This window comes from Pseudomonas sp. FW305-E2 (assembly GCF_058782925.1).
In genome coordinates, this window is record NZ_JBYSYE010000006.1 from 19352 (window position 1) to 39788 (window position 20437).

Below are 20437 nucleotides of genomic sequence, written 5' to 3' on the forward strand. Positions count from 1 at the left end.
GTGCCTGCGCGACGATCATGCTACGTTAAAAACAGGCTCGGAATGCTCATTTGCAACCAGCAAAGTGGGGCGCGACCCCGGCCGTTCCTCGCCTGTTTTCGTTCTTGCATGATCGCCGCTCGGCGACTTTTCGCACAATCCCAAGCTACCAGTCCATCCGCGCGGGCACCCGAGAAAAATGGCTATGACGCGGATAGACGGGCGCGACAGCGAAGGTCGCGCGCAGGAGTCAACCGCGGTGTCGCGATTCGACCGCTTGACGCAGCGTGTCGATCAGGCTCTGGATACGGGCGTGCTGCATTTTCATGGAGGCTTTGTTGACCACCAGGCGCGAGCTGATCGTGGCGATCAGTTCCTGAGGTTCCAGGCCGTTGGCACGCAGGGTATTGCCGGTGTCGACCACGTCGATGATCTTGTCGGCAAGGTTGATCAGCGGCGCCAGCTCCATCGAGCCATACAGCTTGATGATGTCGACCTGGCGACCTTGTTCGGCATAGTAACGCTTGGCTACGTTGACGAACTTGGTGGCCACACGCAGGCGGCCCTTGGGCTCGGCTGCGCCGACTACGCCCGCAGTCATCAGCTTGCATTGAGCAATCTGCAGGTCCAGGGGCTCATACAGGCCCTGGCCGCCGTACTCCATCAGCACGTCCTTGCCGGCCACACCCAGGTCGGCAGCACCATGCTCGACATAGGTCGGCACGTCGGTGGCACGCACGATCAGCAGGCGCACATCGTCCTGCGTGGTGGGGATGATCAGTTTGCGGCTCTTGTCCGGGTTTTCGGTCGGCACGATGCCGGCCTCGGCGAGCAACGGCAAGGTATCGTCGAGAATACGGCCTTTGGAAAGCGCGATGGTCAACATTGGAACGTCGGTCCTTAAGCGGCTGCTGCCGGCCAGGTCATCGACCTGGCCGCATTCAATTCAAAAGGTGCGTCCTTGCACCCGCGGGGTACTAGCCCGGTACGCGGCGGATTTTCGCGCCGAGCATCTGCAGTTTTTCCTCGATGCACTCGTAACCACGGTCGATGTGGTAGATGCGATCGATCAGGGTATCGCCTTCGGCAACCAGCGCCGACAGCACCAGGCTGGCGGAAGCACGCAGGTCGGTGGCCATGACCGGGGCACCCTTCAGCGCCTTGACGCCAGTGACGATGGCGGTGTTGCCTTCGACCTGGATCTGCGCGCCCATGCGGTGCATTTCGTAAACATGCATGAAGCGGTTTTCGAAGATGGTCTCGATTACCGCGCCAGTGCCTTCGGCAATGGCGTTCAGCGAGATGAACTGCGCCTGCATGTCGGTCGGGAACGCCGGATACGGGGCAGTACGCAGGTTCACGGCTTTCGGCCGCTTGCCATGCATGTCCAGTTCGATCCAGTCCTCGCCGGTGTTGATGTCGGCACCCGCTTCCTTGAGTTTTTCAAGCACGGCTTCAAGGATGGTAGGGTCGGTGTCCTTGACCTTGACGCGGCCACCGGTCACGGCAGCGGCAACCAGGTAGGTACCGGTCTCGATGCGGTCCGGCATGACGCGGTAGTTGGCCGAATCCAGTCGTTCGACACCGTCGATGGTGATGGTGTCGGTACCTGCGCCCTGAATGTTCCCGCCCATGGCGTTGATGAAGTTGGCCAGATCGACCACTTCAGGCTCACGCGCGGCGTTCTGCAACACGCTGCGGCCCTTGGCCAAGGCAGCGGCCATCATGATGTTCTCGGTACCGGTCACGCTGACGGTGTCGAAGAAGAAGTGCGCGCCACGCAGGCCACCTTCAGGCGCCTTGGCCTTGATGTAGCCGCCTTCCACTTCGATCTTCGCCCCCATGGCCTCAAGGCCACGGATGTGCAGATCGACCGGGCGCGAGCCAATGGCGCAACCGCCAGGCAGGGCCACTTCGGCTTCGCCGAAACGGGCAACCATCGGGCCCAGCACCAGGATCGAGGCGCGCATGGTCTTGACCAGCTCGTACGGCGCGACCAGGGTCTTGATGGTGCGTGGATCGATCTCCACCGACAGCTTTTCGTCGATCACAGGCTCGATGCCCATGCGCCCGAACAGCTCGATCATGGTGGTGATGTCGTGCAGGTGCGGCAGGTTGCCCACGGTGACCGGGCCATCGGCCAGCAGGGTCGCTGCCAGAATCGGCAGGGCTGCGTTTTTCGCGCCCGAAATGCGGATCTCGCCGTCAAGGCGAGCGCCGCCAGTAATAATCAGTTTGTCCATTGGAGTCTCGCCGCCAAGTTGGCTCAGGTGCGCTCAGCCCAGGCTGCGCTGCTGAAAAATTTCATGGTTACCGCATGGATGCTGCCATTGGCGATCCACGGATTCAGGTGAGCATAGATCGCCTGCTGGCGTTTGACCGGACTCAGGCCAGCCAACTCGTCGCTGATCACGTTCAACTGGAAGTTGCAGCCTTCGCCTTCAACTTCGACCCGGGAACCCGGCAATTTCTCTTCAAGGAAGCTTTTAACTTCTACGGCCTGCATGCTCAACCTCAATCGGCGCCCGATGCGCACGGGTCGGCCATCATACAAAAAAGCCCCTCGCCTGCGAAGCCCAACGAAGGCTTCGCTGACCGAGGGGCCATCATCCGTGCCTGGCCACTAGCTTGCCAGCACTTCATCGAGATCATAGACCTCGGCAATTTCCCGCATGTCGTCAGGCATGCCACGCACTTCGCACGCCTTGCCAGTGGCCTGAGCATCACGCATGTACGCAAGCAATAACGACAAGCCGACACTCGACGACTTCTCGACAGCCGAGCAATCAAGCACCAGTCGCGGCTCGCGCGAGCCATCGATCAGCACCTTGCCTTGCTTGCGCAAGGCCGGGCCGCTGCGGTAATCCAGCACGCCAGCCAGACGCAGCACGCCCGGCTCTGCCATGCTTACAGCGGCCTCGCTCATTTGACGGTCTTCTCTGGCGAGTTGTCGGCAGCCTGCTTGGCCTTGGCCACTTCGCCAGCCCAGCCGTCGATGGTCTTGTCCAGGTCATTGCCGTTGCGCTGCATGGCATCGGCGAACTGGTCACGGAACAGCTTGCCGATGTTGATGCCGTTGACGATCACGTTACGCACCTTCCACTCGCCGCCAATGTTCTCCAGGGTGTACTGCACGGGGTACACGGCACCGTTGTTGCCGGTAACCTTCATGCCGACACTGGCGCGCTTGCCGTCATCGGCTTTAGCCGGGTCGACAGTGATGCCCTGGTTGTTGTACTCGAGCAAGGCATTGCCATAAAACTGCATCAGGCTGCGCTTGAAGTTTTCCTGGAAGCGCTGCATCTGCTCCGGGGTCGCCTTGCGCGAGTACTTCACGGTCATGATGCTCCGCGAGATACCGTCGGCATCCACCACCGGGCCGAGAATGCGGTTGAGCGAGTCATAGAAGGCGTTGGGGTTGGACTTGTACTGTTCCTTGTTGGCCTTGAGGTCGCCGAGCAGTTCATTGGTGGTGCTTTGAACCACTTCGTGCGGTGTCTGCACAGCCAGGGCCAGCAGGGGGAAGGCCGCCAGCAGCACCAGCAAGCCACGTCGCAGGATCGAAATCATGGGTACTCCTTAATTAGCCGGTTGCGCTTCTTTCGGTTCCTTGCCAACAGAGTTGAGCAGGAACTTGCCAATCAGATCCTCCAGCACCAGTGCCGACTGAGTGTCATGGATGGTTGCACCATCCTTGAGAACGTCGTCTTCACCGCCAACGCTGATGCCGATGTACTTCTCACCAAGCAAACCGGCGGTCAGGATCGAGGCAGTGGAGTCGGTCGGCAGGTTATCGACCGACTTGTCCAGCTGCAACGTCACCCGACCGGTGTAGGAATCACGGTCCAGATCGATGGCGGTGACCTTGCCGATGGTCACACCGGCCATGGTCACTTTAGCTCTGACCGTCAAACCGGCGATATTGTCGAAGTAAGCATAAACTTTATAGGTATCGCTGCTCGGGCTGGCCGACAGCCCGCTGACACGCAGGGCCAGCAGCAGCAGCGCCAGGATCCCGGCCAGGAGGAACAGGCCGACACCGATTTCCAGGGTGCGGTTTTGCATCAGAAATCTCCAAACATCAAGGCGGTCAGAATAAAGTCCAGACCCAGCACTGCCAACGAGGCATAGACCACGGTCTTGGTGGTTGCACGACTGATCCCTTCTGAGGTGGGCTCACAGTCGTACCCCTGGAATACGGCGATCCAGGTCGAGACGAAAGCAAACACCAGGCTCTTGACCAGCCCGTTGAGCACGTCGTCAGTGAAAGAAACACTGTTCTGCATGTTGGCCCAGAACGAGCCCTCGTAGACACCCAGCCAGTCCACCGCCACCCACGAGCCACCCCAGATACCGACCACGCTGAAGATCAGCGCCAACAGCGGCAGCGAGATGAAACCGGCCCACAGGCGTGGCGCAACGATGTACTTGAGCGGGTCGACACCGATCATTTCCAGGCTCGACAACTGCTCGGTGGACTTCATGTTGCCGATTTCGGCGGTCAGCGCGGAACCGGCACGCCCGGCAAACAGCAACGCCGTTACCACCGGGCCAAGTTCACGCAGCAGGGTCAGGGCGACCATCTGCCCTACCGCCTGCTCCGAGCCGTACTTGGTCAGGATGCTGTAGCCCTGCAGCGCCAGCACCATGCCGATGAACACACCGGACACGACGACGATCGCCAGCGACAGCACACCCACCGAGTACAACTGCTTGGTCAGCAGCTGGAAGCCGCCGCCAATACCACCGCGACCGACCAGCGCATGGAACAGGAACAGGCACGAACGCCCGAGCACGGCCAGCACGTCGATTGCCGAGCGGCCCAGCAGGCGGACACGTTCGAGTAAGGATTTTCTGCGCATCAACGCGCCCCCAGCAGGTCGGCGCGGTAGTCAGGCGCGGGAAAGTGGAAGGGAACCGGGCCATCCGGGTCGCCTTTCATGAATTGGCGGATCCGTGGATTGTCCGAACCCATCAGCTCATCAGGCGTCCCCTGGCCCAGCACTTGGCCGTCACCTACCACGTAAATGTAGTCGGCGATGCTGGCGGTTTCTGCCAGGTCATGGGAAACCACGATGCTGGTGATGCCCAGGGCATCGTTGAGCAGGCGAATCAGGCGCACCAGTACCCCCATGGCGATCGGGTCCTGGCCGACGAACGGTTCGTCGTACATGAGGATCTGCGGGTCCAGGGCAATCGCCCGGGCCAGTGCCACACGGCGCTTCATGCCACCGGACAGCTCGTCGGGCATCAGGTCGATGGCACCGCGCAGGCCCACGGCCTGCAGCTTCATCAACACGATGTCACGGATCATTTCGTCCGACAGCTGAGTATGCACGCGCAGCGGGAACGCGACGTTCTCGAACACATCGAGGTCGGTGAACAACGCGCCGCTCTGGAACAGCACGCCCATCTGCTTGCGGGCGTCGAACAGGTCGCTGCGCGACAGCGTCGGCAGGTTCTGCCCGGCAACCCATACCTCACCGCTCGCGGGGCGCAGCTGTGCGCCCATCAGGCGGAGCAACGTGGTCTTGCCGCACCCCGATGGCCCCATGATGCCGGTGACCTTGCCGCGCGGGATGCTGATGTCCACGTTGCTGAAAATGCTGCGCGAACCACGTTTGAAGGTTACACCCTTCAACTCGACCGCGTAGGCGCTATCCACACTCATCTAGACTCCTTGCTAATGCAGCCTCGTCCTAATGGACGCCGGCCTCCATCTGGAAGGCACACGCACCCCTGACAGGCCGAATAGCGGCGAACTATAGCACCGCTGACAGCCCCGCCCCAAGGCCGGGCAAGCAGTCGTTCAGCCCAGGGACAGGCTTTGGTGGTATTCACTGCAGCAATCGAGGAGGTGAGGGTTTTCATCATTGCGCGTATAATCGTTGCCCTTTCATCAGGCATTGCTTTTTCGACATGAGCCAATCCAGCGAGCTGATCCAATCCGCCCAACGCACTCTGCGCCTGGAACTCGAGGCCGTAGAGGCCCTTTTGGCGCGCATCGACGACAATTTCGTCAAAGCCTGCGAACTGATTCTGACCAGCAAGGGCCGGGTCGTCGTGGTCGGCATGGGCAAGTCCGGGCACATCGGCAACAAGATCGCCGCGACCCTGGCCAGCACCGGCACACCGGCGTTTTTCGTGCATCCGGCCGAAGCCAGCCATGGCGACATGGGCATGATCACCCGGGATGATGTCATCCTTGCGCTGTCGAACTCCGGCAGCACCGCCGAAATCGTCACCCTGCTGCCGTTCATCAAACGCCTTGGCATCAAGCTGATCAGCCTGACCGGCAACCCGGACTCGCCGCTGGCCCAGGCCGCCGAGGTCAACCTTGACGCACGTGTCGCACAAGAGGCCTGCCCGCTGAACCTGGCCCCCACCTCCTCCACCACGGCAGCGCTGGTACTGGGCGACGCCCTGGCCATCGCCTTGCTCGAAGCCCGCGGTTTCACCGCCGAGGACTTCGCCTTCTCGCACCCGGGAGGCGCGCTGGGCCGCCGCCTGCTGCTGAAGGTCGAGAACGTGATGCACGCCGGCGACGACCTGCCTCAAGTACCCCGCGGCACCCTGCTCAAGGACGCGCTGCTGGAAATGTCCCACAAAGGTTTGGGCATGACCGTGATCGTCGAAGCCGATGGCAAACTGGCCGGGATCTTCACCGACGGTGACCTGCGCCGCAGCCTGGACCGCAATATCGATGTGCACACCACCCTGATCGACCAGGTCATGACCGTTCACGGCAAGACTGCGCGTGCCGACATGCTCGCCGCCGAAGCCCTGAAGATAATGGAAGACCACAAGATCAACGCCCTGGTGGTGGTGGACCGTGAAGACCGCCCGACTGGCGCCCTGAACATGCATGACCTGCTGCGCGCCGGCGTAATGTAAAGGAGCGATGGAATGAACCAGGACCTCATGCAACGCGGCAAAGGCATCAAGCTGGCAGTCTTCGACGTGGACGGCGTGCTCACCGACGGGCGCCTGTACTTCCTCGAGGATGGCAGCGAATTCAAGACGTTCAATACCCTCGACGGCCAGGGCATCAAGATGCTCATGGCCTCGGGCGTGACCACCGCAATTATCAGCGGGCGCAAGACCCCAGTGGTCGAACGCCGGGCCAGTAACCTCGGCATCCCGCACCTCTACCAAGGCCGGGAGGACAAATTGGTGGTGCTTGACGGCCTGCTCGCCGAACTGGGCCTAAGCTATGATCAAGTGGCTTACCTGGGCGACGACCTGCCCGACCTGCCGGTGATTCGCCGGGTGGCTCTGGGCATGGCCGTAGCCAACGCCGCACCGTTCGTACGCCAGCACGCCCACGGCGTGACCCAGGCACGTGGCGGCGAAGGCGCGGCCCGTGAATTCTGCGAATTGATCATGCAGGCCCAGGGCACCCTGGACGCTGCCAACGCCAACTACCTGTAAGGCTGCCCATGCTCAGCAAGAAAGCCCGAAACATTGTGCTGCTGGGGGCGATAGCCGCCCTGTTGGTAGCCATTGGCTACTGGAATGTCAGCCCGGAAAGCTTCCTCGACAAGCCCGTGGCCCAAGTCGACGAAAGCGCCATCGATTACTACGCGATCAACGCCCACAGCGTGCAGTTCTTGCCCGACGGCAAGCTGCAATACGAAATGACCGCCGACAGGATCGAACACCTCAAGACCAGCGAAGTCACCCAGGTGACCACACCGGACCTGCACCTGTACCGCGGCACCGAGTACCCGTGGCATGTGCAGAGCACGCGCGCCGAGGTCAATCCTGACGGTACCGAGGTCGAACTGATCGACAAGGTACGGATTGCCCGCACCGATGAAAAGCAGCGTGAAACCATCATTACCAGCTCACGCATGACCGTGTTCCCGCAGAAGCAATATGCGCAGACCGAGCAAGCCGTTAGAATCGACGGCGCCGGAGGCACAACTACGGGCAAAGGCATGAAAGCGTATTTGAAAGAAGGCAAGATGGACTTGCTCTCTAACGTAAGAGGACAGTATGAGGCTCGTTAAAACCCTCCCCCTTTTGCTCAGCCTGAGCGCAGCACTGGGAAGCGCGAGCGCCCTCGCCCTGCCGAACGACCGTGACCAGCCTATCCGCATCCAGGCCGACAACGCTCACCTGGATGACAAACAAGGCGTGGCCACTTACACCGGCGACGTGATCATCACTCAGGGTTCGATGATGATCAAAGGCAACACCGTGACCATTACCCGCTCCGCCTCTGGCGATATCGACGTAGTGACCTCGGTGGGCAACCTGGCCTACTTCGAGCAGCAGCAGAGCGCAGCCAAGCCGGACAAGATGAAAGGCTGGGGCGTAACCATCCAGTACCAGTCGCAGAAGGACTTGGTCATTCTCACCGACCGCGCCAAGGTCGAGAGCGAAGGCAATACCACCGAAGGCGAAAAGATCGTCTACAACACTCAGACCCAGGTGGCGACCGCCGGCCGTGGTGGCAATGTGACAACACCCCGTCAGCGCATCGACATGGTGATCCAGCCCAAGAAGAAGGCCGAGTAAATGGCAACCCTCAAAGCCCAGCACCTGGCAAAGAGCTACAAGGGGCGGCAGGTAGTACGTGATGTCAGCCTGTCTATCGACAGCGGCCAGATCGTCGGCCTGCTCGGCCCCAACGGCGCCGGCAAGACCACCTGCTTCTACATGATTGTCGGGCTGGTCCAGGCCGAACAGGGCCGCGTACTGATCGACAACCTCGATGTCAGCCACCAGCCCATGCACGGCCGCGCTCGCGCCGGTATCGGCTACCTGCCGCAGGAAGCCTCGATCTTCCGCAAGCTGTCGGTCGCCGACAACATCATGGCCATCCTCGAGACCCGCAAGGACCTCGACCGGGACGGCCGCCGCAAAGAGCTGGAAAGCCTGCTGCAGGAGTTCCACATCAGCCACATCCGGGACAACCTCGGCATGAGCCTGTCCGGTGGTGAACGCCGCCGCGTCGAAATTGCGCGCGCCCTGGCGACCGCACCCAAGTTCATCCTGCTGGACGAACCGTTCGCCGGTGTCGACCCGATTTCGGTCGGCGACATCAAGCAGATCATCCACCACCTCAAGGCCAAAGGTATCGGCGTACTGATTACCGACCACAACGTGCGTGAAACCCTGGATATCTGCGAAACCGCTTATATCGTCAACGATGGCCGATTGATCGCCGAAGGCGACGCTGAAACCATCCTGGCAAACGACTTGGTCAAAGAAGTTTACCTGGGCCACGAGTTCCGCCTCTGACCCGGCACGCGCCTGAAGTACTGGCAAACAGCCCTGAGACTGCGGGTAAAGTTGTTACGGTACTCTAGGCAAACGCTACAATTTAAGGCATAAAACTTGCTTGATCTGGCGCTTCGGCGCCCTCGTGTAGTGGATGGCGCATGCGCGCCGGCGAACAAGGTATTAAGCCCCTGCCATGAAACCATCGCTCGTCCTAAAAATGGGCCAGCAACTGACGATGACACCTCAGTTGCAACAGGCCATCCGCCTGCTCCAGCTCTCTACCCTGGACCTCCAACAGGAAATCCAGGAAGCGCTGGAGTCGAACCCGATGCTCGAACGTCAGGAAGACGGCGAAGACTTCGACAACAGCGACCCGATGGCCGACAACGCCGAGAACAAGCCGGCCGCCGAAGTTCAGGACAACAGTTTCCAGGAAAGCACCGTCAGCGCCGACAACCTGGAAGACGGTGAGTGGAGCGAGCGCATCCCCAACGAGCTCCCGGTCGATACGGCCTGGGAAGACATCTACCAGACCAGCGCCAGCAGCCTGCCGAGCAACGATGATGACGAATGGGACTTCACCACGCGCACATCGGCCGGCGAAAGCCTGCAAAGCCACCTGCTGTGGCAGTTGAACCTGGCGCCGATGTCCGACACCGACCGCTTGATTGCCGTGACCCTGATCGACAGCATCAACGGCCAGGGCTACCTGGAAGACACACTCGAAGAAATTTGCGCAGGGTTCGACCCGGAGCTGGATATCGAGCTGGACGAGGTCGAAGCAGTACTGCACCGCATCCAGCAGTTCGAGCCGGCTGGCGTCGGCGCCCGCAACCTGGGCGAATGCCTGTTGCTGCAACTGCGCCAGCTGCCCGCTACAACGCCGTGGATGACCGAAGCCAAGCGCCTGGTTACCGATTTCATCGACCTGCTCGGCAGCCGTGACTACAGCCAGCTGATGCGGCGGATGAAAATCAAGGAAGACGAGCTGCGCCAGGTCATCGAACTGGTGCAAAGCCTTAACCCGCGCCCTGGTTCGCAGATCGAGTCCAGCGAGCCCGAGTACGTGGTGCCCGACGTCATCGTGCGCAAGGACAGCGACCGTTGGCTGGTAGAACTGAACCAGGAAGCCATCCCACGCCTGCGCGTCAACCCACAATACGCCGGCTTCGTGCGCCGTGCCGACACCAGCGCCGACAACACCTTCATGCGCAACCAGCTGCAGGAAGCGCGCTGGTTCATCAAGAGCCTGCAAAGCCGTAACGAAACCCTGATGAAGGTTGCCACGCAGATCGTCGAGCACCAGCGCGGCTTCCTCGACCACGGCGACGAAGCGATGAAGCCGTTGGTACTGCATGACATTGCCGAAGCCGTAGGCATGCACGAATCGACCATCTCGCGGGTTACCACGCAGAAATACATGCACACCCCGCGTGGCATCTACGAACTGAAATACTTTTTCTCCAGCCATGTCAGCACCTCCGAAGGCGGAGAATGCTCGTCCACGGCGATCCGCGCGATCATCAAGAAACTGGTTGCGGCGGAAAATCAGAAAAAGCCATTGAGTGACAGCAAGATCGCTGGTTTACTGGAGGCACAAGGCATCCAGGTAGCCCGTCGCACCGTCGCCAAGTACCGCGAGTCTCTCGGCATCGCACCGTCGAGCGAACGCAAGCGACTGATGTAGCCCCTGAGATGTGCCACAGCGTTTTCGTGGCAGGTGCAAGACCTGCCTCTTTATGCACGGGCAACAAAGGAGAAGCTGTATGCAAGTCAATATCAGTGGACAGCATGTAGAAGTCACCCAGCCACTGCGCGATTACGTGCTTGAAAAGCTCGCCCGCGTGGAGAGTCACTTCGACAAGATCACCAACGTGCAGGTAATCATGAAAGTCGAGAAGCTTCAGCAGAAGGTCGAGGCGACCCTGCAGATTCCCGGCGGCGAAGTGGTAGCCAACGCCGAACACGAAGACATGTATGCAGCGATCGACGCCTTGGCCGACAAGCTCGACCGCCAACTGAAAAAACACAAGGAAAAACAGCAAAGCCTGCTGCAAGGTGCAGCTGCCCGCTGATCCCCCTCATCCATGATCCGACTTGAAACCATCCTGACCCCCGGCCGTTCCCTCGTGAACGTGCCGGGCGGCAGCAAGAAGCGCGCCCTGGAAAAGGTCGCCACTGTCATCGCCGACCAAGTGCCAGAACTGGAGATGCAGGACGTCTTCGAAAAACTGGTAGCCCGGGAAAAGCTCGGTTCTACCGGTTTCGGCAATGGCATCGCCATCCCACACTGCCGGCTTGAAGGATGCTCCGCGCCAGTCAGCGCCCTGCTGCACCTGGAAGCGCCTATCGATTACGACGCCATCGATGGCGCGCCGGTGGACCTGCTGTTTGTGCTGCTGGTGCCCGAAGCGGCCACCGATGCCCACCTTGAACTTCTGCGTCAGATCGCCAGCATGCTCGATCGCAAGGAGGTCCGTGATCGACTGCGTGCGGCCACCAGCAACGAGGCCCTGTTCCAGGTTGTCCTGGACGTACAGAACGAGCACTGAACATGCGCCTGATCATCGTCAGCGGCCGGTCCGGCTCCGGCAAGAGCACCGCCCTCGATGTCCTGGAAGACAGCGGTTTCTATTGCATCGACAATCTGCCAGCCGGACTATTGCCACAGTTGGCGGAAAATGCACTGATCAACACCGAATTGCTGCAGCCCAAGGTGGCGGTTTCGATCGACGCACGCAACCTGCCCAGCCACCTGATGCGTTTTCCCGAGCTGCTTGAAGAAGCCCGCGCACGGCACATCCAGTGCGACGTGTTGTACCTGGATGCCGATGAAGAGGTCCTTCTCAAGCGTTTCTCGGAAACCCGCAGGCGGCACCCCCTGACCAACGCCAACCGCTCGCTCGCGGAAGCGATCCGCGTGGAAAGCGACTTGTTGGGCCCCATTGCCGACCTGGCCGACCTGAAGATCGACACCACCAACCTGAACCTGTACCAGTTGCGTGACTCGATCAAACTGCGTCTGCTCAACCAACCCGAGCCTGGCACAGCGTTTCTGGTCGAGTCGTTCGGATTCAAACGGGGCATGCCGGTCGACGCCGACCTGGTTTTTGACGTGCGCTGCCTGCCCAACCCCTACTGGAAACCAGAACTGCGTGAGCACTCAGGTCTCGATCAACCCGTGATCGACTACCTGGCCGCACAACCGGATGTCGAAGACATGTACAACGACATCTCCAGCTACCTGCTCAAATGGTTGCCCCGCTTCGCTGCCAGCAACCGCGCCTACGTAACCATTGCCATCGGCTGCACTGGCGGCCATCACCGTTCGGTGTACATCACCGAGCGCCTTGGTCAACAGCTGCAGCAAACCCTGAAAAACGTCCAGGTCCGTCATCGCGACCTCTAGCCCAAGGATCCACCCCAGATGCCCGCCCGCGAAATCACCATCATCAACAAGCTGGGTCTGCATGCCCGGGCGGCAGCCAAGTTCGTCGGTGTGGCCGGCCGCTTCCCCTGCCAGGTACGGGTGGGTCGCGCCCCGGACAAGCTGGTAGATGGCAAGAGCATCATGGCGGTGATGATGCTGGCCGCAGGCAAGGGCACCCAGGTGCACCTGCATACCGAGGGTGAGCAGGACAACGACGCCATGGATGCACTGGTCGAACTGATCAACAATTTCTTTGACGAAGGCGAATAGGCCTCGCAAACCTGCGCTTGCACAAGATCAGGACATCGCGGTATCCATCACCATCATCAGACAGAAGCCTGTACACAGCCCAAGGCTGGCCAGACGATGATGGCCGTTGCTGCGCGATTCGGGGATGATTTCCTGGGTGACCACCAGCAACATCGCCCCCGCTGCACAGGCCAGCCCCAGCGGCAGCAGCAGTTCGGCAACATTCACCAGCCAGGCACAGATCAACGCCGCCACCGGCTCGACCAAGCCTGAGGCTGCGCCGATCAGGAAGGCCTTGAAGCGCGGCATGCCCGCCCCTGCCAGTACCAGCGCGATCACCAGCCCCTCAGGGACATCCTGCAAGGCAATGCCCATGGCCAGGCTGTCGGCGTCGGCCATACCTCCCCCGGCCGACACACCAATGGCCATACCTTCGGGGATGTTGTGGGCAATGATGGCAATCACGAACAGCCAGATGCGCGCCGCAATCACCGGCTGGTTTGCTGTGCCCACCAACGCCTCCGGCGAAGCCCAGGATACCTTGAGGTCGACCAGGAACAGGCACAACGCCCCGAACATCAGGCCAAAACTGACCAGGCCACCTGCCCCCCAAGGGCTGAAGCCAATCGACTGAGCCGCCGCCAGGCCCGGCATGATCAGGGAAAACGCGGTGGCCGCCAGCATCACGCCAGCACCGAAGCCCAGCAGCGTATCCGCCAGCGCCACGGGCATATTGCGAATGACCAGTACCGGTACTGCGCCCAGTGCCGTACCCAGCGCGCATAAAGCACCGCCCTCCAGGGCGCGCAGCATGCGCGGGTCGAGGTCTAGCCAGGCGAGGCCCCGCGCCACCAGTAACGCGGCGCCAGCCAGCAAAAGCAAAGTCCCAAGCGCCAGGCGGAACAGGCGCACACTGCTGACAGACATCACCTCAGAGCGCATACCGGTCCGACTCACTTCAGGGCTTCAAGGTAACGACGTTCAACTTCCACCCAGTCAATGACGTTGTAGAAGGCACCGATGTATTCCGGACGACGGTTCTGGTACTTGAGATAGTAAGCGTGCTCCCACACGTCCAGGCCCAGGATCGGCGCATTGCCGTGCATCAGCGGGCTGTCCTGGTTGCCGCTACTCTCCACCACCAACGTTTTTTGCGGCGTGACGCTGAGCCAGGCCCAACCGCTGCCGAAGCGGGTCAACGCGGCTTTGGTGAAAGCCTCCTTGAAAGCCTCGAAGCCGCCAAGTTGTGCTGTGACGGCTTGCGCCAGCTGGCCCACAGGCTCGCCACCGCCCTGAGGTGACATGACAGTCCAGAACAGGCTGTGGTTGGCGTGACCGCCGCCGTGGTTGGTCACAGCGCCACGCAGGTTCTCCGGCAGTTGCTTGACGGCAGCGACCAGTTTTTCCACCGGCCATTCGGCCCACTCGGTACCTTCGAGGGCGGCATTGAGGCCGTTCACGTAGGTCTGGTGATGCTTGGTGTGGTGGATTTCCATTGTCTGGGCATCAATGTGTGGTTCCAGCGCATCGTAGGCGTATGGCAATGCAGGCAAGGTATGGGGCATGTCAGTGAATTCCGTAGGCATGGGTTCTGGGTGCCACATCCGGCTGGGCAGCGAGCTCGCTGGCCCCGGCGCTGTGGCGGTTGAGCAAGCGCTCGGTACGCGGGTACTGGCCATACTCGGCAATGAAACTCAGCAGCTCGGTGTAAGTGCGCGCACTGTGGCGCAAGGCGGCATCACGCAGTGCCTGAGGCAGGCGCGCTTCCTGGCAGGCCTGCAGCAGTCGCTGATGAGCCGCGCACAGGTAGTCGGCACTTTCATGCGGCTGGTTAAGGCGCAGGTGCAGGTCAGCCAGGTTGTGGTGGGCGATGACGAATGCAGCCACCGCTTCATCCACGTCATGCCAGCGCTCGAACAGCACCTGGGCCAACGCCAAGGCTTGCAGGTAGTGTTCCCGGGCGTCCACCAGTTCGCCTTGTTCGAATAGGCGGTTGGCGGTTTCCGTGGTGCGTTTCCAGTGCTGCATGGTTGTCTCCTGGGCGGTGACGCAGTGTCAGATACCGCCGGCGGTGAGTTTTTCCGGGTCCAGCAGCGCTTCAAGCTGGTCGCGGGACAGGTCGGTGTGCTCCAGCGCCACATCGATGATTGGACGACCCTGCTTGTAGGCGGTCTTGGCGATTTCGGCGGCCTTGAGGTAGCCGATGATCGGATTCAACGCCGTGACCAGAATCGGGTTGCGCGCGAGCGCTTCCTTGAGTTTGTCTTCGTTGACCTTGAAGCTGGCGATGGCTTTGTCGGCCAGCAAGCGGCTGACATTGGCCATCAGCTCGATGCTTTCCAGCAGGTTGCGGGCGATCACCGGCAGCATCACGTTCAGCTCGAAGTTACCGGCTTGGCCTGCGACGGCGATGGTCGCGTCGTTGCCAATCACTTGGGCGGCGACCATGGCAGTGGCCTCCGGGATCACCGGGTTGACCTTGCCTGGCATGATCGAAGAGCCCGGCTGCAGAGCTTGCAGCTCGATTTCGCCCAGACCGGCCAGCGGGCCGGAGTTCATCCAGCGCAGATCGTTGGCGATTTTCATCAACGCCACCGCGGTGGTCTTGAGCTGGCCAGACAACGCCACGGCAGTGTCCTGCGAGCCGATCAGTGCGAACAGGTTCTGGCCGGGCGTGAACTCGATCTTGGTCAGGCCACTGAGCTGGCGAGCGAAACCGACAGCGAACTGCGGATGGGCATTGATGCCGGTACCCACGGCGGTTCCGCCCTGGGCCAGCGCCTGCAAGCGCGGCAGCACACCTTCGATGTGCGCCTTGGCAGCATTGATTTGCGCTGCCCAGCCATCCAGCACCTGACTCATACGCACGGGCATCGCGTCCATCAGGTGAGTACGACCGGTCTTCACGAATTGATGTACTTGTGCCGACTTGACCTCGATCACCTGTACCAGGTGCGCCAGGGCTGGCAGCAACTGCTCGTGCAGGGCCAGCGCGGCGCTGACGTGGATGGTGGTCGGAATGATGTCATTGCTGCTCTGGCCACAGTTGACGTGGTCATTGGCGTTGACCGCCTCACCCAGTACATGGGTAGCCAAGGTGGCGATCACCTCATTGGCGTTCATGTTCGAACTGGTGCCAGAGCCTGTCTGGAACACATCCACCGGGAAGTGCTGGATGAAGTCCTCGGCCAGCAATTGCTCGACAGCCTTGACGATAGCCTGGCCCCGCCCGGCAGACAGTTGCTCCAGTTCGACGTTGGCCTTGGCCGCAGCGGCCTTGGCCAACAACAAGGCACGAATGAACTGGGCCGGCATACGTTGGCCGCTGATCGGGAAGTTGTCGACCGCGCGCTGGGTCTGGGCGCCGTAGAGGGCCTGGGCCGGCACCTGCAGGTCACCCATGCTGTCACGCTCGATACGGGTATCACTCATCATCAAATCCTTGCATCAGTTCATCGGGAGAAATCGAAGGCAGTAGACGGCAATTGGCCAACTGCAGGGCATAGGGTTGCCAGCGTTGGTTCTGTTCCTGGCGGTCGAGGTTGCGCAGGTCCAGCAGAGGACGCCAGGCCTGGTCCAGGCACAGACAACGCCAATGCCAGGGGAGCATGCGATCGCAGGCGGTATCCAGCAGCAGGCGAAACGCTGTCAGCGCCACCGTCCATGGCGAGGTTTCGGTGCAGCACACCAGATAGCGGCCTTCGGCCAGGTAATGCTCGATCAGGCGCGGCTCGTCGGGGTCGAGCGCACAGCGAATGCGCCGGCTGAGCCAGCGCCAGTTTTCCAGGTAGGGCAGTTCGCGGAGGACGGATTTCATGAACATCATCGCCGGGTTACTGGATAATGATATTCATTATTAAATGATAAATAGAATCACTTCAAGAAAAAGGTGATGAAATAAAAACCCGGCGCGAGGGCCGGGTCTTCGGATTTGCAGAGAAAGATGTAGTGCTGTGTAGGCCTCTTCGCGGGTAAACCCGCTCCTACAACGGCCTGTGTCCCCGCCCCGATGTGCGTCTACCACCGTGTAGGAGCGGATGGATCCGCGCTAGGGCCGGCGCAGGCTAAAGATCAGCTACCAGCAACGGTCATCCGCTCGATCAACACCGAGCCCGTATGAATATTGCTACGGGTTTCAAGATCGCTGCCAATCGCGACAATCTGTTGGAACATGTCCTTCATGTTTCCGGCGATGGTGACTTCCTGTACGGCATGCTGAATCTCGCCATTCTCGACCCAGAACCCCGCCGCACCACGGGAATAGTCCCCCGTCACCATGTTCAAGCCATGCCCCATCAGTTCGGTCACCAGCAGCCCGCGCCCCATGCGGCGAATCAGCGCGGCCTGATCTTCGACACCGTGGCTGACGAACAGGTTGTGCACACCACCCGAATTGGCCGTACTCGGCAAACCCAGCTTGCGCCCCGAATAGGTACCCAGCAAGTACGACACCAGCTCGCCTTTGTCGACAAACGGTTTGGCATAGGTGGCCAGGCCATCACCGTCGAAGGCGGCGCTGCCCAACGCGCGCGGAATATGCGGGCGTTCGTCGAGGGTCAGCCAGGAAGGGAACAGGCGCTGGCCAATGGTACCCTCCAGGAACGACGACTTGCGGTACAGGTTGCCGCCGGAAATAGCCGACAGGAAGCTGCCGAACAGGCCACCGGCCAATTCGGCCGAGAACAGCACCGGTACCTCGCAAGTCGGCACCGGTCGGGCGCCAAGGCGGCTAGCGGCACGCTGGGCAGCGCGCATGCCGATGCTGCTCGGGTCGGCCAGCAGGTTGCCCTGGCGGTTCACGTCGTACCAGTAGTCACGCTGCATCTGCCCGTCGCCTTCGGCAATCATCACGCAGCTCAGGCTGTGCCGGGTCGAGGCGTAACCACCGATGAATCCATGGCTGTTGCCATACACGCGGCAGCCTTGGTGGGTATTGAGGGTGGTGCCATCGGCGTTGAGGATGCGCGGGTCGGCGTCGAACGCCGCTGCCTCGCAGGCCAGGGCCATTTCGATGGCCTTCTCGGGCTCGATATCCCAGTGGTGGTACAGGTCCAGATCCGGGATTTCACGCGCCATCAGCGCAGCGTCGGCCAAGCCCGAGCATTCATCCTCGGAGGTATGCCTGGCAATTGCCAACGCTGCGGCGACGGTCTCGCGAATCGCCTCCGGTCCACTGGCCGAGGTGCTGGCCGAACCTTTGCGCTGGCCAACATAAAGGGTGATACCAAAGCCTTGGTCGCGGTTGAACTCGACCGTTTCGACCTCACGCTGGCGCACGGTGGTGGACAGCCCTTGCTCCAGCGACACCGCCACTTCGCAGGCACTGGCCCCCTGCCGACGCGCCTCGGCGATGATCGCCTCGACCTGTTCCTGCAATGCTGGCAGGTCTTTCGGACCTACGCTCTGGACTGCACTCATGGTTCTCTCCACTCAAATTCTGCGTACGGCTTGGGGTCATTCTACGACCGGGCCGGACAAGCGGCCCCCGACTGGTTATCATGGCGGCGATTTCTAGCGGACTGCCACCATGGTTGATTCAAACGACGACGCCTTCGACGGCGAAAAAAGCAAAACCCAGATCAAGCGCGAACTGCATGCGCTGGTCGAACTCGGCGAGCGGCTTACCACCCTCAAGGCCGATACCTTGGCGCGCCTGCCTTTGACCGACGAGCTGCGCAAGGCACTGGCCGAGGCCAGCAAGCACACTGCTCATGGCGCCCGTAAACGCCACATGTCGTTCGTCGGCAAGCTCATGCGCGTGCAAGACCTCGATGCCATCCACGCCTTGCTCGAACAGATGGACAGCTCGACTCGCCAGTACAACGAACGTTTCCACAGCCTGGAGCGCTGGCGTGACCGGTTGATCGACGGTAACGACGAAGACCTCGAGCGCTTCGTCAACGAGTACCCCGACACCGACCGCCAGCAGCTGCGCTCGCTGGTGCGCCATGCCCAGCACGAGAAGGCGCGGAACAAGCCGCCTGCCGCCGCGCGCAAGGTGTTCAAGTACATCCGCGACCTCGACGAGTTGCAGCGCGGGTTGCGCTGACGGACTGGGGCCTTGTAGGAGCGGGCGTGCCCGCTCCTACAATGGCTCCCGAAGCCATCAAGCCCCGGTACCGCCCACGGTAATCGCATCCAGTTTCAAGGTAGGCTGCCCCACCCCAACCGGCACCGACTGCCCGTCCTTGCCGCACGTCCCTACTCCGCTGTCCAGTGCCAGGTCGTTACCGACCATCGAAACCCGGCTCATCGCCTCGGGACCATTGCCGATCAGGGTTGCGCCCTTCACTGGCGCGGTAATCTTGCCGTCTTCGATCAGGTAGGCCTCACTGGTGGAGAACACGAACTTGCCGCTGGTGATATCCACCTGCCCACCACCGAGGTTGGCGCAGTAGATACCCTTCTTCACCGACGCAATAATCTCCTGTGGGTCGCTTTCGCCGGCTCGCATGTAGGTGTTGGTCATGCGTGGCATCGGCAGGTGCGCGTAGGATTCACGGCGGCCGTTGCCGGTCACAGCCATGCCCATCAGGCGCGCGTTCAGCTTGTCCTGCATGTAACCCTTGAGCACGCCATTCTCGATCAGCGTGGTGCATTCGGTCGGGGTGCCTTCGTCATCCACGCTCAACGAGCCGCGGCGGCCTTCGAGGGTGCCATCGTCGACGATGGTGCACAGGCTCGACGCCACTTTCTCGCCAATGCGGCCACTGAACGCCGAACTGCCCTTGCGGTTGAAGTCGCCTTCCAGGCCATGGCCGACGGCCTCGTGCAACAGCACGCCCGACCAGCCCGATCCCAGCACTACCGGCAAGGTTCCGGCCGGTGCCGGGATCGCTTCCAGATTCACCAGGGCCTGGCGCAGGGCCTCGCGGGCATAGCCCATCACCCGCTCTTCGGTGAAGTAGCGGTAATCGGTACGCCCGCCACCGCCCTGCCCACCGCGTTCACGACGGCCGTTCTGCTCGACGATGACGCTGACATTGAAGCGCACCAGCGGGCGTACGTCGGCAGCCAGGCTGCCATCGGCCGCGGCAATCAGAATGCGTTCCCAGACCCCGGCCATGCTCACGCTGACTTGCTGAATGCGCGGGTCCAGGGCACGGGTGGCGGCATCGACACGCTTAAGCAGCTCGACCTTTTCGGCACGGCTGAGCACGTCCAGCGGGTTGTCCGCGGTATACAGAGCGGCCACCTCCTGGCTGCGGAAGGCTTGCACCGTGCCGTTTTGCCCGGCACGGGAAATCGAACGGGCGGCACGGGCTGCCGAGGTCAGCGCTTCAAGGTTGATCGCGTTGCTGTAGGCGAAGCCGGTTTTTTCGCCGGACTGGGCACGCACGCCCACGCCCTGGTCGAGGTTGAAGCTGCCCTCTTTGACGATACCGTCTTCCAGCGCCCAGGTTTCCGAGATCTGGCCCTGGAAATACAGGTCGGCGGCGTCGATGCCGGGGCCAGCCAACTCACCCAGCACGCTCTGCAGGCTGTCCAGGGTCAAGCCGCCTGGGCCCAGGAGCTGCTCACTGACGGTGGATAACATCTGGCTCATAG

The 20437-nt window shown here is 61.4% G+C and carries 26 protein-coding genes; 11 read left to right on the plus strand and 15 right to left on the minus strand.

From position 1 onward, the window contains the following. Window positions 1-229: 229 nt before the first annotated feature. The 8 genes from hisG to AC3WLP_RS07820 form a co-directional block, all read right to left on the minus strand. A complete protein-coding gene (hisG, locus tag AC3WLP_RS07785) occupies window positions 230-865 on the minus strand; it encodes an ATP phosphoribosyltransferase (RefSeq protein ID WP_003255118.1) in 636 nt (211 codons plus the stop codon). Window positions 866-956: 91 nt separating this feature from the next. Beyond that, window positions 957-2222, minus strand: a complete 1266-nt coding sequence (gene murA / locus AC3WLP_RS07790; RefSeq protein ID WP_003255119.1) for a UDP-N-acetylglucosamine 1-carboxyvinyltransferase — start codon at window positions 2220-2222, stop codon at window positions 957-959. Between the two features lie 23 nt (window positions 2223-2245). After that, window positions 2246-2485, minus strand: coding sequence for a BolA family protein (locus AC3WLP_RS07795; protein WP_003255121.1), 240 nt, complete (start codon window positions 2483-2485; stop codon window positions 2246-2248). A 117-nt stretch (window positions 2486-2602) separates the two neighbouring features. After that, complete coding sequence (locus AC3WLP_RS07800) at window positions 2603-2905, minus strand: STAS domain-containing protein (RefSeq protein ID WP_003255122.1); 303 nt, start codon at window positions 2903-2905, stop codon at window positions 2603-2605. After that, on the minus strand, window positions 2902-3549 hold the full coding sequence (locus tag AC3WLP_RS07805; protein ID WP_003255123.1) for an MlaC/ttg2D family ABC transporter substrate-binding protein: 648 nt from the start codon (window positions 3547-3549) through the stop codon (window positions 2902-2904). The genes AC3WLP_RS07800 and AC3WLP_RS07805 overlap by 4 nt, the downstream gene beginning before the upstream one ends. Before the next feature lie 9 nt (window positions 3550-3558). After that, window positions 3559-4044: an outer membrane lipid asymmetry maintenance protein MlaD gene (gene mlaD / locus AC3WLP_RS07810; RefSeq protein WP_014755441.1), complete on the minus strand. Its 486-nt coding sequence runs from the start codon at window positions 4042-4044 to the stop codon at window positions 3559-3561. Continuing rightward, window positions 4044-4841: a lipid asymmetry maintenance ABC transporter permease subunit MlaE gene (gene mlaE, locus AC3WLP_RS07815; protein WP_003255125.1), complete on the minus strand. Its 798-nt coding sequence runs from the start codon at window positions 4839-4841 to the stop codon at window positions 4044-4046. The genes mlaD and mlaE overlap by 1 nt, the downstream gene beginning before the upstream one ends. After that, window positions 4841-5650: an ATP-binding cassette domain-containing protein gene (locus AC3WLP_RS07820; protein WP_003255127.1), complete on the minus strand. Its 810-nt coding sequence runs from the start codon at window positions 5648-5650 to the stop codon at window positions 4841-4843. Before AC3WLP_RS07820 ends, mlaE begins: the two co-directional genes overlap by 1 nt. Window positions 5651-5898: 248 nt before the next feature. On the opposite strand from AC3WLP_RS07820, the gene AC3WLP_RS07825 reads away from it, so the two are divergent. The 10 genes from AC3WLP_RS07825 to AC3WLP_RS07870 all read left to right on the plus strand — a co-directional run bounded on the left by AC3WLP_RS07825 (window position 5899) and on the right by AC3WLP_RS07870 (window position 12910). Beyond that, on the plus strand, window positions 5899-6873 hold the full coding sequence (locus AC3WLP_RS07825; protein ID WP_088512971.1) for a KpsF/GutQ family sugar-phosphate isomerase: 975 nt from the start codon (window positions 5899-5901) through the stop codon (window positions 6871-6873). A gap of 12 nt (window positions 6874-6885) precedes the next feature. Continuing rightward, window positions 6886-7410: a KdsC family phosphatase gene (locus AC3WLP_RS07830; protein ID WP_003255129.1), complete on the plus strand. Its 525-nt coding sequence runs from the start codon at window positions 6886-6888 to the stop codon at window positions 7408-7410. Window positions 7411-7418: 8 nt separating this feature from the next. Then, the gene (gene lptC / locus AC3WLP_RS07835; protein WP_012051313.1) at window positions 7419-7991 is read left to right on the plus strand and encodes an LPS export ABC transporter periplasmic protein LptC; all 573 of its coding nucleotides are present in this window, start codon (window positions 7419-7421) and stop codon (window positions 7989-7991) included. Continuing rightward, window positions 7978-8502, plus strand: a complete 525-nt coding sequence (gene lptA, locus AC3WLP_RS07840; protein ID WP_003255131.1) for a lipopolysaccharide transport periplasmic protein LptA — start codon at window positions 7978-7980, stop codon at window positions 8500-8502. The genes lptC and lptA overlap by 14 nt, the downstream gene beginning before the upstream one ends. Next, complete coding sequence (gene lptB, locus AC3WLP_RS07845) at window positions 8503-9228, plus strand: LPS export ABC transporter ATP-binding protein (protein ID WP_003255132.1); 726 nt, start codon at window positions 8503-8505, stop codon at window positions 9226-9228. A gap of 175 nt (window positions 9229-9403) precedes the next feature. Beyond that, window positions 9404-10897: an RNA polymerase factor sigma-54 gene (locus AC3WLP_RS07850; RefSeq protein ID WP_003255133.1), complete on the plus strand. Its 1494-nt coding sequence runs from the start codon at window positions 9404-9406 to the stop codon at window positions 10895-10897. Window positions 10898-10976: 79 nt separating this feature from the next. Next, the gene (hpf, locus tag AC3WLP_RS07855) at window positions 10977-11285 is read left to right on the plus strand and encodes a ribosome hibernation-promoting factor, HPF/YfiA family (RefSeq protein WP_003255135.1); all 309 of its coding nucleotides are present in this window, start codon (window positions 10977-10979) and stop codon (window positions 11283-11285) included. Between the two features lie 12 nt (window positions 11286-11297). Next, entirely contained in the window at window positions 11298-11762 is a 465-nt protein-coding gene (ptsN, locus tag AC3WLP_RS07860; protein ID WP_003255137.1) for a PTS IIA-like nitrogen regulatory protein PtsN, read from the plus strand. Between the two features lie 2 nt (window positions 11763-11764). Beyond that, window positions 11765-12619 carry an RNase adapter RapZ gene (gene rapZ, locus AC3WLP_RS07865; protein WP_003255139.1) on the plus strand — a complete coding sequence of 285 codons (855 nt, stop codon included), beginning with the start codon at window positions 11765-11767 and terminating at the stop codon, window positions 12617-12619. Window positions 12620-12637: 18 nt separating this feature from the next. Then, window positions 12638-12910, plus strand: coding sequence for an HPr family phosphocarrier protein (locus tag AC3WLP_RS07870; RefSeq protein WP_003255140.1), 273 nt, complete (start codon window positions 12638-12640; stop codon window positions 12908-12910). A 27-nt stretch (window positions 12911-12937) separates the two neighbouring features. On the opposite strand, the gene AC3WLP_RS07875 is transcribed toward AC3WLP_RS07870, so the two are convergent. The 6 genes from AC3WLP_RS07875 to pmbA all read right to left on the minus strand — a co-directional run bounded on the left by AC3WLP_RS07875 (window position 12938) and on the right by pmbA (window position 18307). Beyond that, complete coding sequence (locus AC3WLP_RS07875; RefSeq protein ID WP_003255142.1) at window positions 12938-13831, minus strand: ZIP family metal transporter; 894 nt, start codon at window positions 13829-13831, stop codon at window positions 12938-12940. An 11-nt stretch (window positions 13832-13842) separates the two neighbouring features. Then, window positions 13843-14454, minus strand: coding sequence for a superoxide dismutase (locus tag AC3WLP_RS07880; RefSeq protein WP_003255144.1), 612 nt, complete (start codon window positions 14452-14454; stop codon window positions 13843-13845). Window position 14455: 1 nt separating this feature from the next. Beyond that, complete coding sequence (locus AC3WLP_RS07885; RefSeq protein WP_019750558.1) at window positions 14456-14917, minus strand: DUF2753 family protein; 462 nt, start codon at window positions 14915-14917, stop codon at window positions 14456-14458. A gap of 27 nt (window positions 14918-14944) precedes the next feature. Next, entirely contained in the window at window positions 14945-16321 is a 1377-nt protein-coding gene (locus AC3WLP_RS07890) for a class II fumarate hydratase (RefSeq protein ID WP_088512972.1), read from the minus strand. Continuing rightward, the gene (locus AC3WLP_RS07895) at window positions 16314-16715 is read right to left on the minus strand and encodes a hypothetical protein (protein WP_012051310.1); all 402 of its coding nucleotides are present in this window, start codon (window positions 16713-16715) and stop codon (window positions 16314-16316) included. The genes AC3WLP_RS07890 and AC3WLP_RS07895 overlap by 8 nt, the downstream gene beginning before the upstream one ends. A gap of 245 nt (window positions 16716-16960) precedes the next feature. After that, entirely contained in the window at window positions 16961-18307 is a 1347-nt protein-coding gene (pmbA, locus tag AC3WLP_RS07900; protein ID WP_088512973.1) for a metalloprotease PmbA, read from the minus strand. A gap of 109 nt (window positions 18308-18416) precedes the next feature. Here pmbA and yjgA point away from each other — a divergent pair, with 109 nt between their 5' ends. Further along, a complete protein-coding gene (yjgA, locus tag AC3WLP_RS07905; RefSeq protein ID WP_003255152.1) occupies window positions 18417-18938 on the plus strand; it encodes a ribosome biogenesis factor YjgA in 522 nt (173 codons plus the stop codon). A gap of 57 nt (window positions 18939-18995) precedes the next feature. Here the strand turns inward: yjgA and tldD are convergent, their stop codons facing one another. Next, on the minus strand, window positions 18996-20435 hold the full coding sequence (gene tldD / locus AC3WLP_RS07910) for a metalloprotease TldD (protein ID WP_088512974.1): 1440 nt from the start codon (window positions 20433-20435) through the stop codon (window positions 18996-18998). Window positions 20436-20437 lie beyond the last annotated feature (2 nt).

Excerpts from the sequence above, each read along its gene's own strand:
- AC3WLP_RS07885 (WP_019750558.1), bottom strand. The coding sequence starts at position 14,917 with ATGCAGCACTGGAAACGCACCACGGAAACCGCCAACCGCCTATTCGAA.
- yjgA (WP_003255152.1), top strand. The coding sequence starts at position 18,417 with ATGGTTGATTCAAACGACGACGCCTTCGACGGCGAAAAAAGCAAAACC.
- AC3WLP_RS07895 (WP_012051310.1), bottom strand. The coding sequence starts at position 16,715 with ATGATGTTCATGAAATCCGTCCTCCGCGAACTGCCCTACCTGGAAAAC.
- lptB (WP_003255132.1), top strand. The coding sequence starts at position 8,503 with ATGGCAACCCTCAAAGCCCAGCACCTGGCAAAGAGCTACAAGGGGCGG.
- AC3WLP_RS07850 (WP_003255133.1), top strand. The coding sequence starts at position 9,404 with ATGAAACCATCGCTCGTCCTAAAAATGGGCCAGCAACTGACGATGACA.
- hisG (WP_003255118.1), bottom strand. The coding sequence starts at position 865 with ATGTTGACCATCGCGCTTTCCAAAGGCCGTATTCTCGACGATACCTTG.
- AC3WLP_RS07800 (WP_003255122.1), bottom strand. The coding sequence starts at position 2,905 with ATGAGCGAGGCCGCTGTAAGCATGGCAGAGCCGGGCGTGCTGCGTCTG.
- lptC (WP_012051313.1), top strand. The coding sequence starts at position 7,419 with ATGCTCAGCAAGAAAGCCCGAAACATTGTGCTGCTGGGGGCGATAGCC.
- lptA (WP_003255131.1), top strand. The coding sequence starts at position 7,978 with ATGAGGCTCGTTAAAACCCTCCCCCTTTTGCTCAGCCTGAGCGCAGCA.
- AC3WLP_RS07820 (WP_003255127.1), bottom strand. The coding sequence starts at position 5,650 with ATGAGTGTGGATAGCGCCTACGCGGTCGAGTTGAAGGGTGTAACCTTC.
- AC3WLP_RS07805 (WP_003255123.1), bottom strand. The coding sequence starts at position 3,549 with ATGATTTCGATCCTGCGACGTGGCTTGCTGGTGCTGCTGGCGGCCTTC.
- tldD (WP_088512974.1), bottom strand. The coding sequence starts at position 20,435 with ATGAGCCAGATGTTATCCACCGTCAGTGAGCAGCTCCTGGGCCCAGGC.
- pmbA (WP_088512973.1), bottom strand. The coding sequence starts at position 18,307 with ATGAGTGCAGTCCAGAGCGTAGGTCCGAAAGACCTGCCAGCATTGCAG.
- AC3WLP_RS07870 (WP_003255140.1), top strand. The coding sequence starts at position 12,638 with ATGCCCGCCCGCGAAATCACCATCATCAACAAGCTGGGTCTGCATGCC.
- AC3WLP_RS07880 (WP_003255144.1), bottom strand. The coding sequence starts at position 14,454 with ATGCCCCATACCTTGCCTGCATTGCCATACGCCTACGATGCGCTGGAA.
- rapZ (WP_003255139.1), top strand. The coding sequence starts at position 11,765 with ATGCGCCTGATCATCGTCAGCGGCCGGTCCGGCTCCGGCAAGAGCACC.
- hpf (WP_003255135.1), top strand. The coding sequence starts at position 10,977 with ATGCAAGTCAATATCAGTGGACAGCATGTAGAAGTCACCCAGCCACTG.
- mlaD (WP_014755441.1), bottom strand. The coding sequence starts at position 4,044 with ATGCAAAACCGCACCCTGGAAATCGGTGTCGGCCTGTTCCTCCTGGCC.
- murA (WP_003255119.1), bottom strand. The coding sequence starts at position 2,222 with ATGGACAAACTGATTATTACTGGCGGCGCTCGCCTTGACGGCGAGATC.
- AC3WLP_RS07875 (WP_003255142.1), bottom strand. The coding sequence starts at position 13,831 with ATGCGCTCTGAGGTGATGTCTGTCAGCAGTGTGCGCCTGTTCCGCCTG.
- ptsN (WP_003255137.1), top strand. The coding sequence starts at position 11,298 with ATGATCCGACTTGAAACCATCCTGACCCCCGGCCGTTCCCTCGTGAAC.
- AC3WLP_RS07830 (WP_003255129.1), top strand. The coding sequence starts at position 6,886 with ATGAACCAGGACCTCATGCAACGCGGCAAAGGCATCAAGCTGGCAGTC.
- mlaE (WP_003255125.1), bottom strand. The coding sequence starts at position 4,841 with ATGCGCAGAAAATCCTTACTCGAACGTGTCCGCCTGCTGGGCCGCTCG.
- AC3WLP_RS07825 (WP_088512971.1), top strand. The coding sequence starts at position 5,899 with ATGAGCCAATCCAGCGAGCTGATCCAATCCGCCCAACGCACTCTGCGC.
- AC3WLP_RS07795 (WP_003255121.1), bottom strand. The coding sequence starts at position 2,485 with ATGCAGGCCGTAGAAGTTAAAAGCTTCCTTGAAGAGAAATTGCCGGGT.
- AC3WLP_RS07890 (WP_088512972.1), bottom strand. The coding sequence starts at position 16,321 with ATGAGTGATACCCGTATCGAGCGTGACAGCATGGGTGACCTGCAGGTG.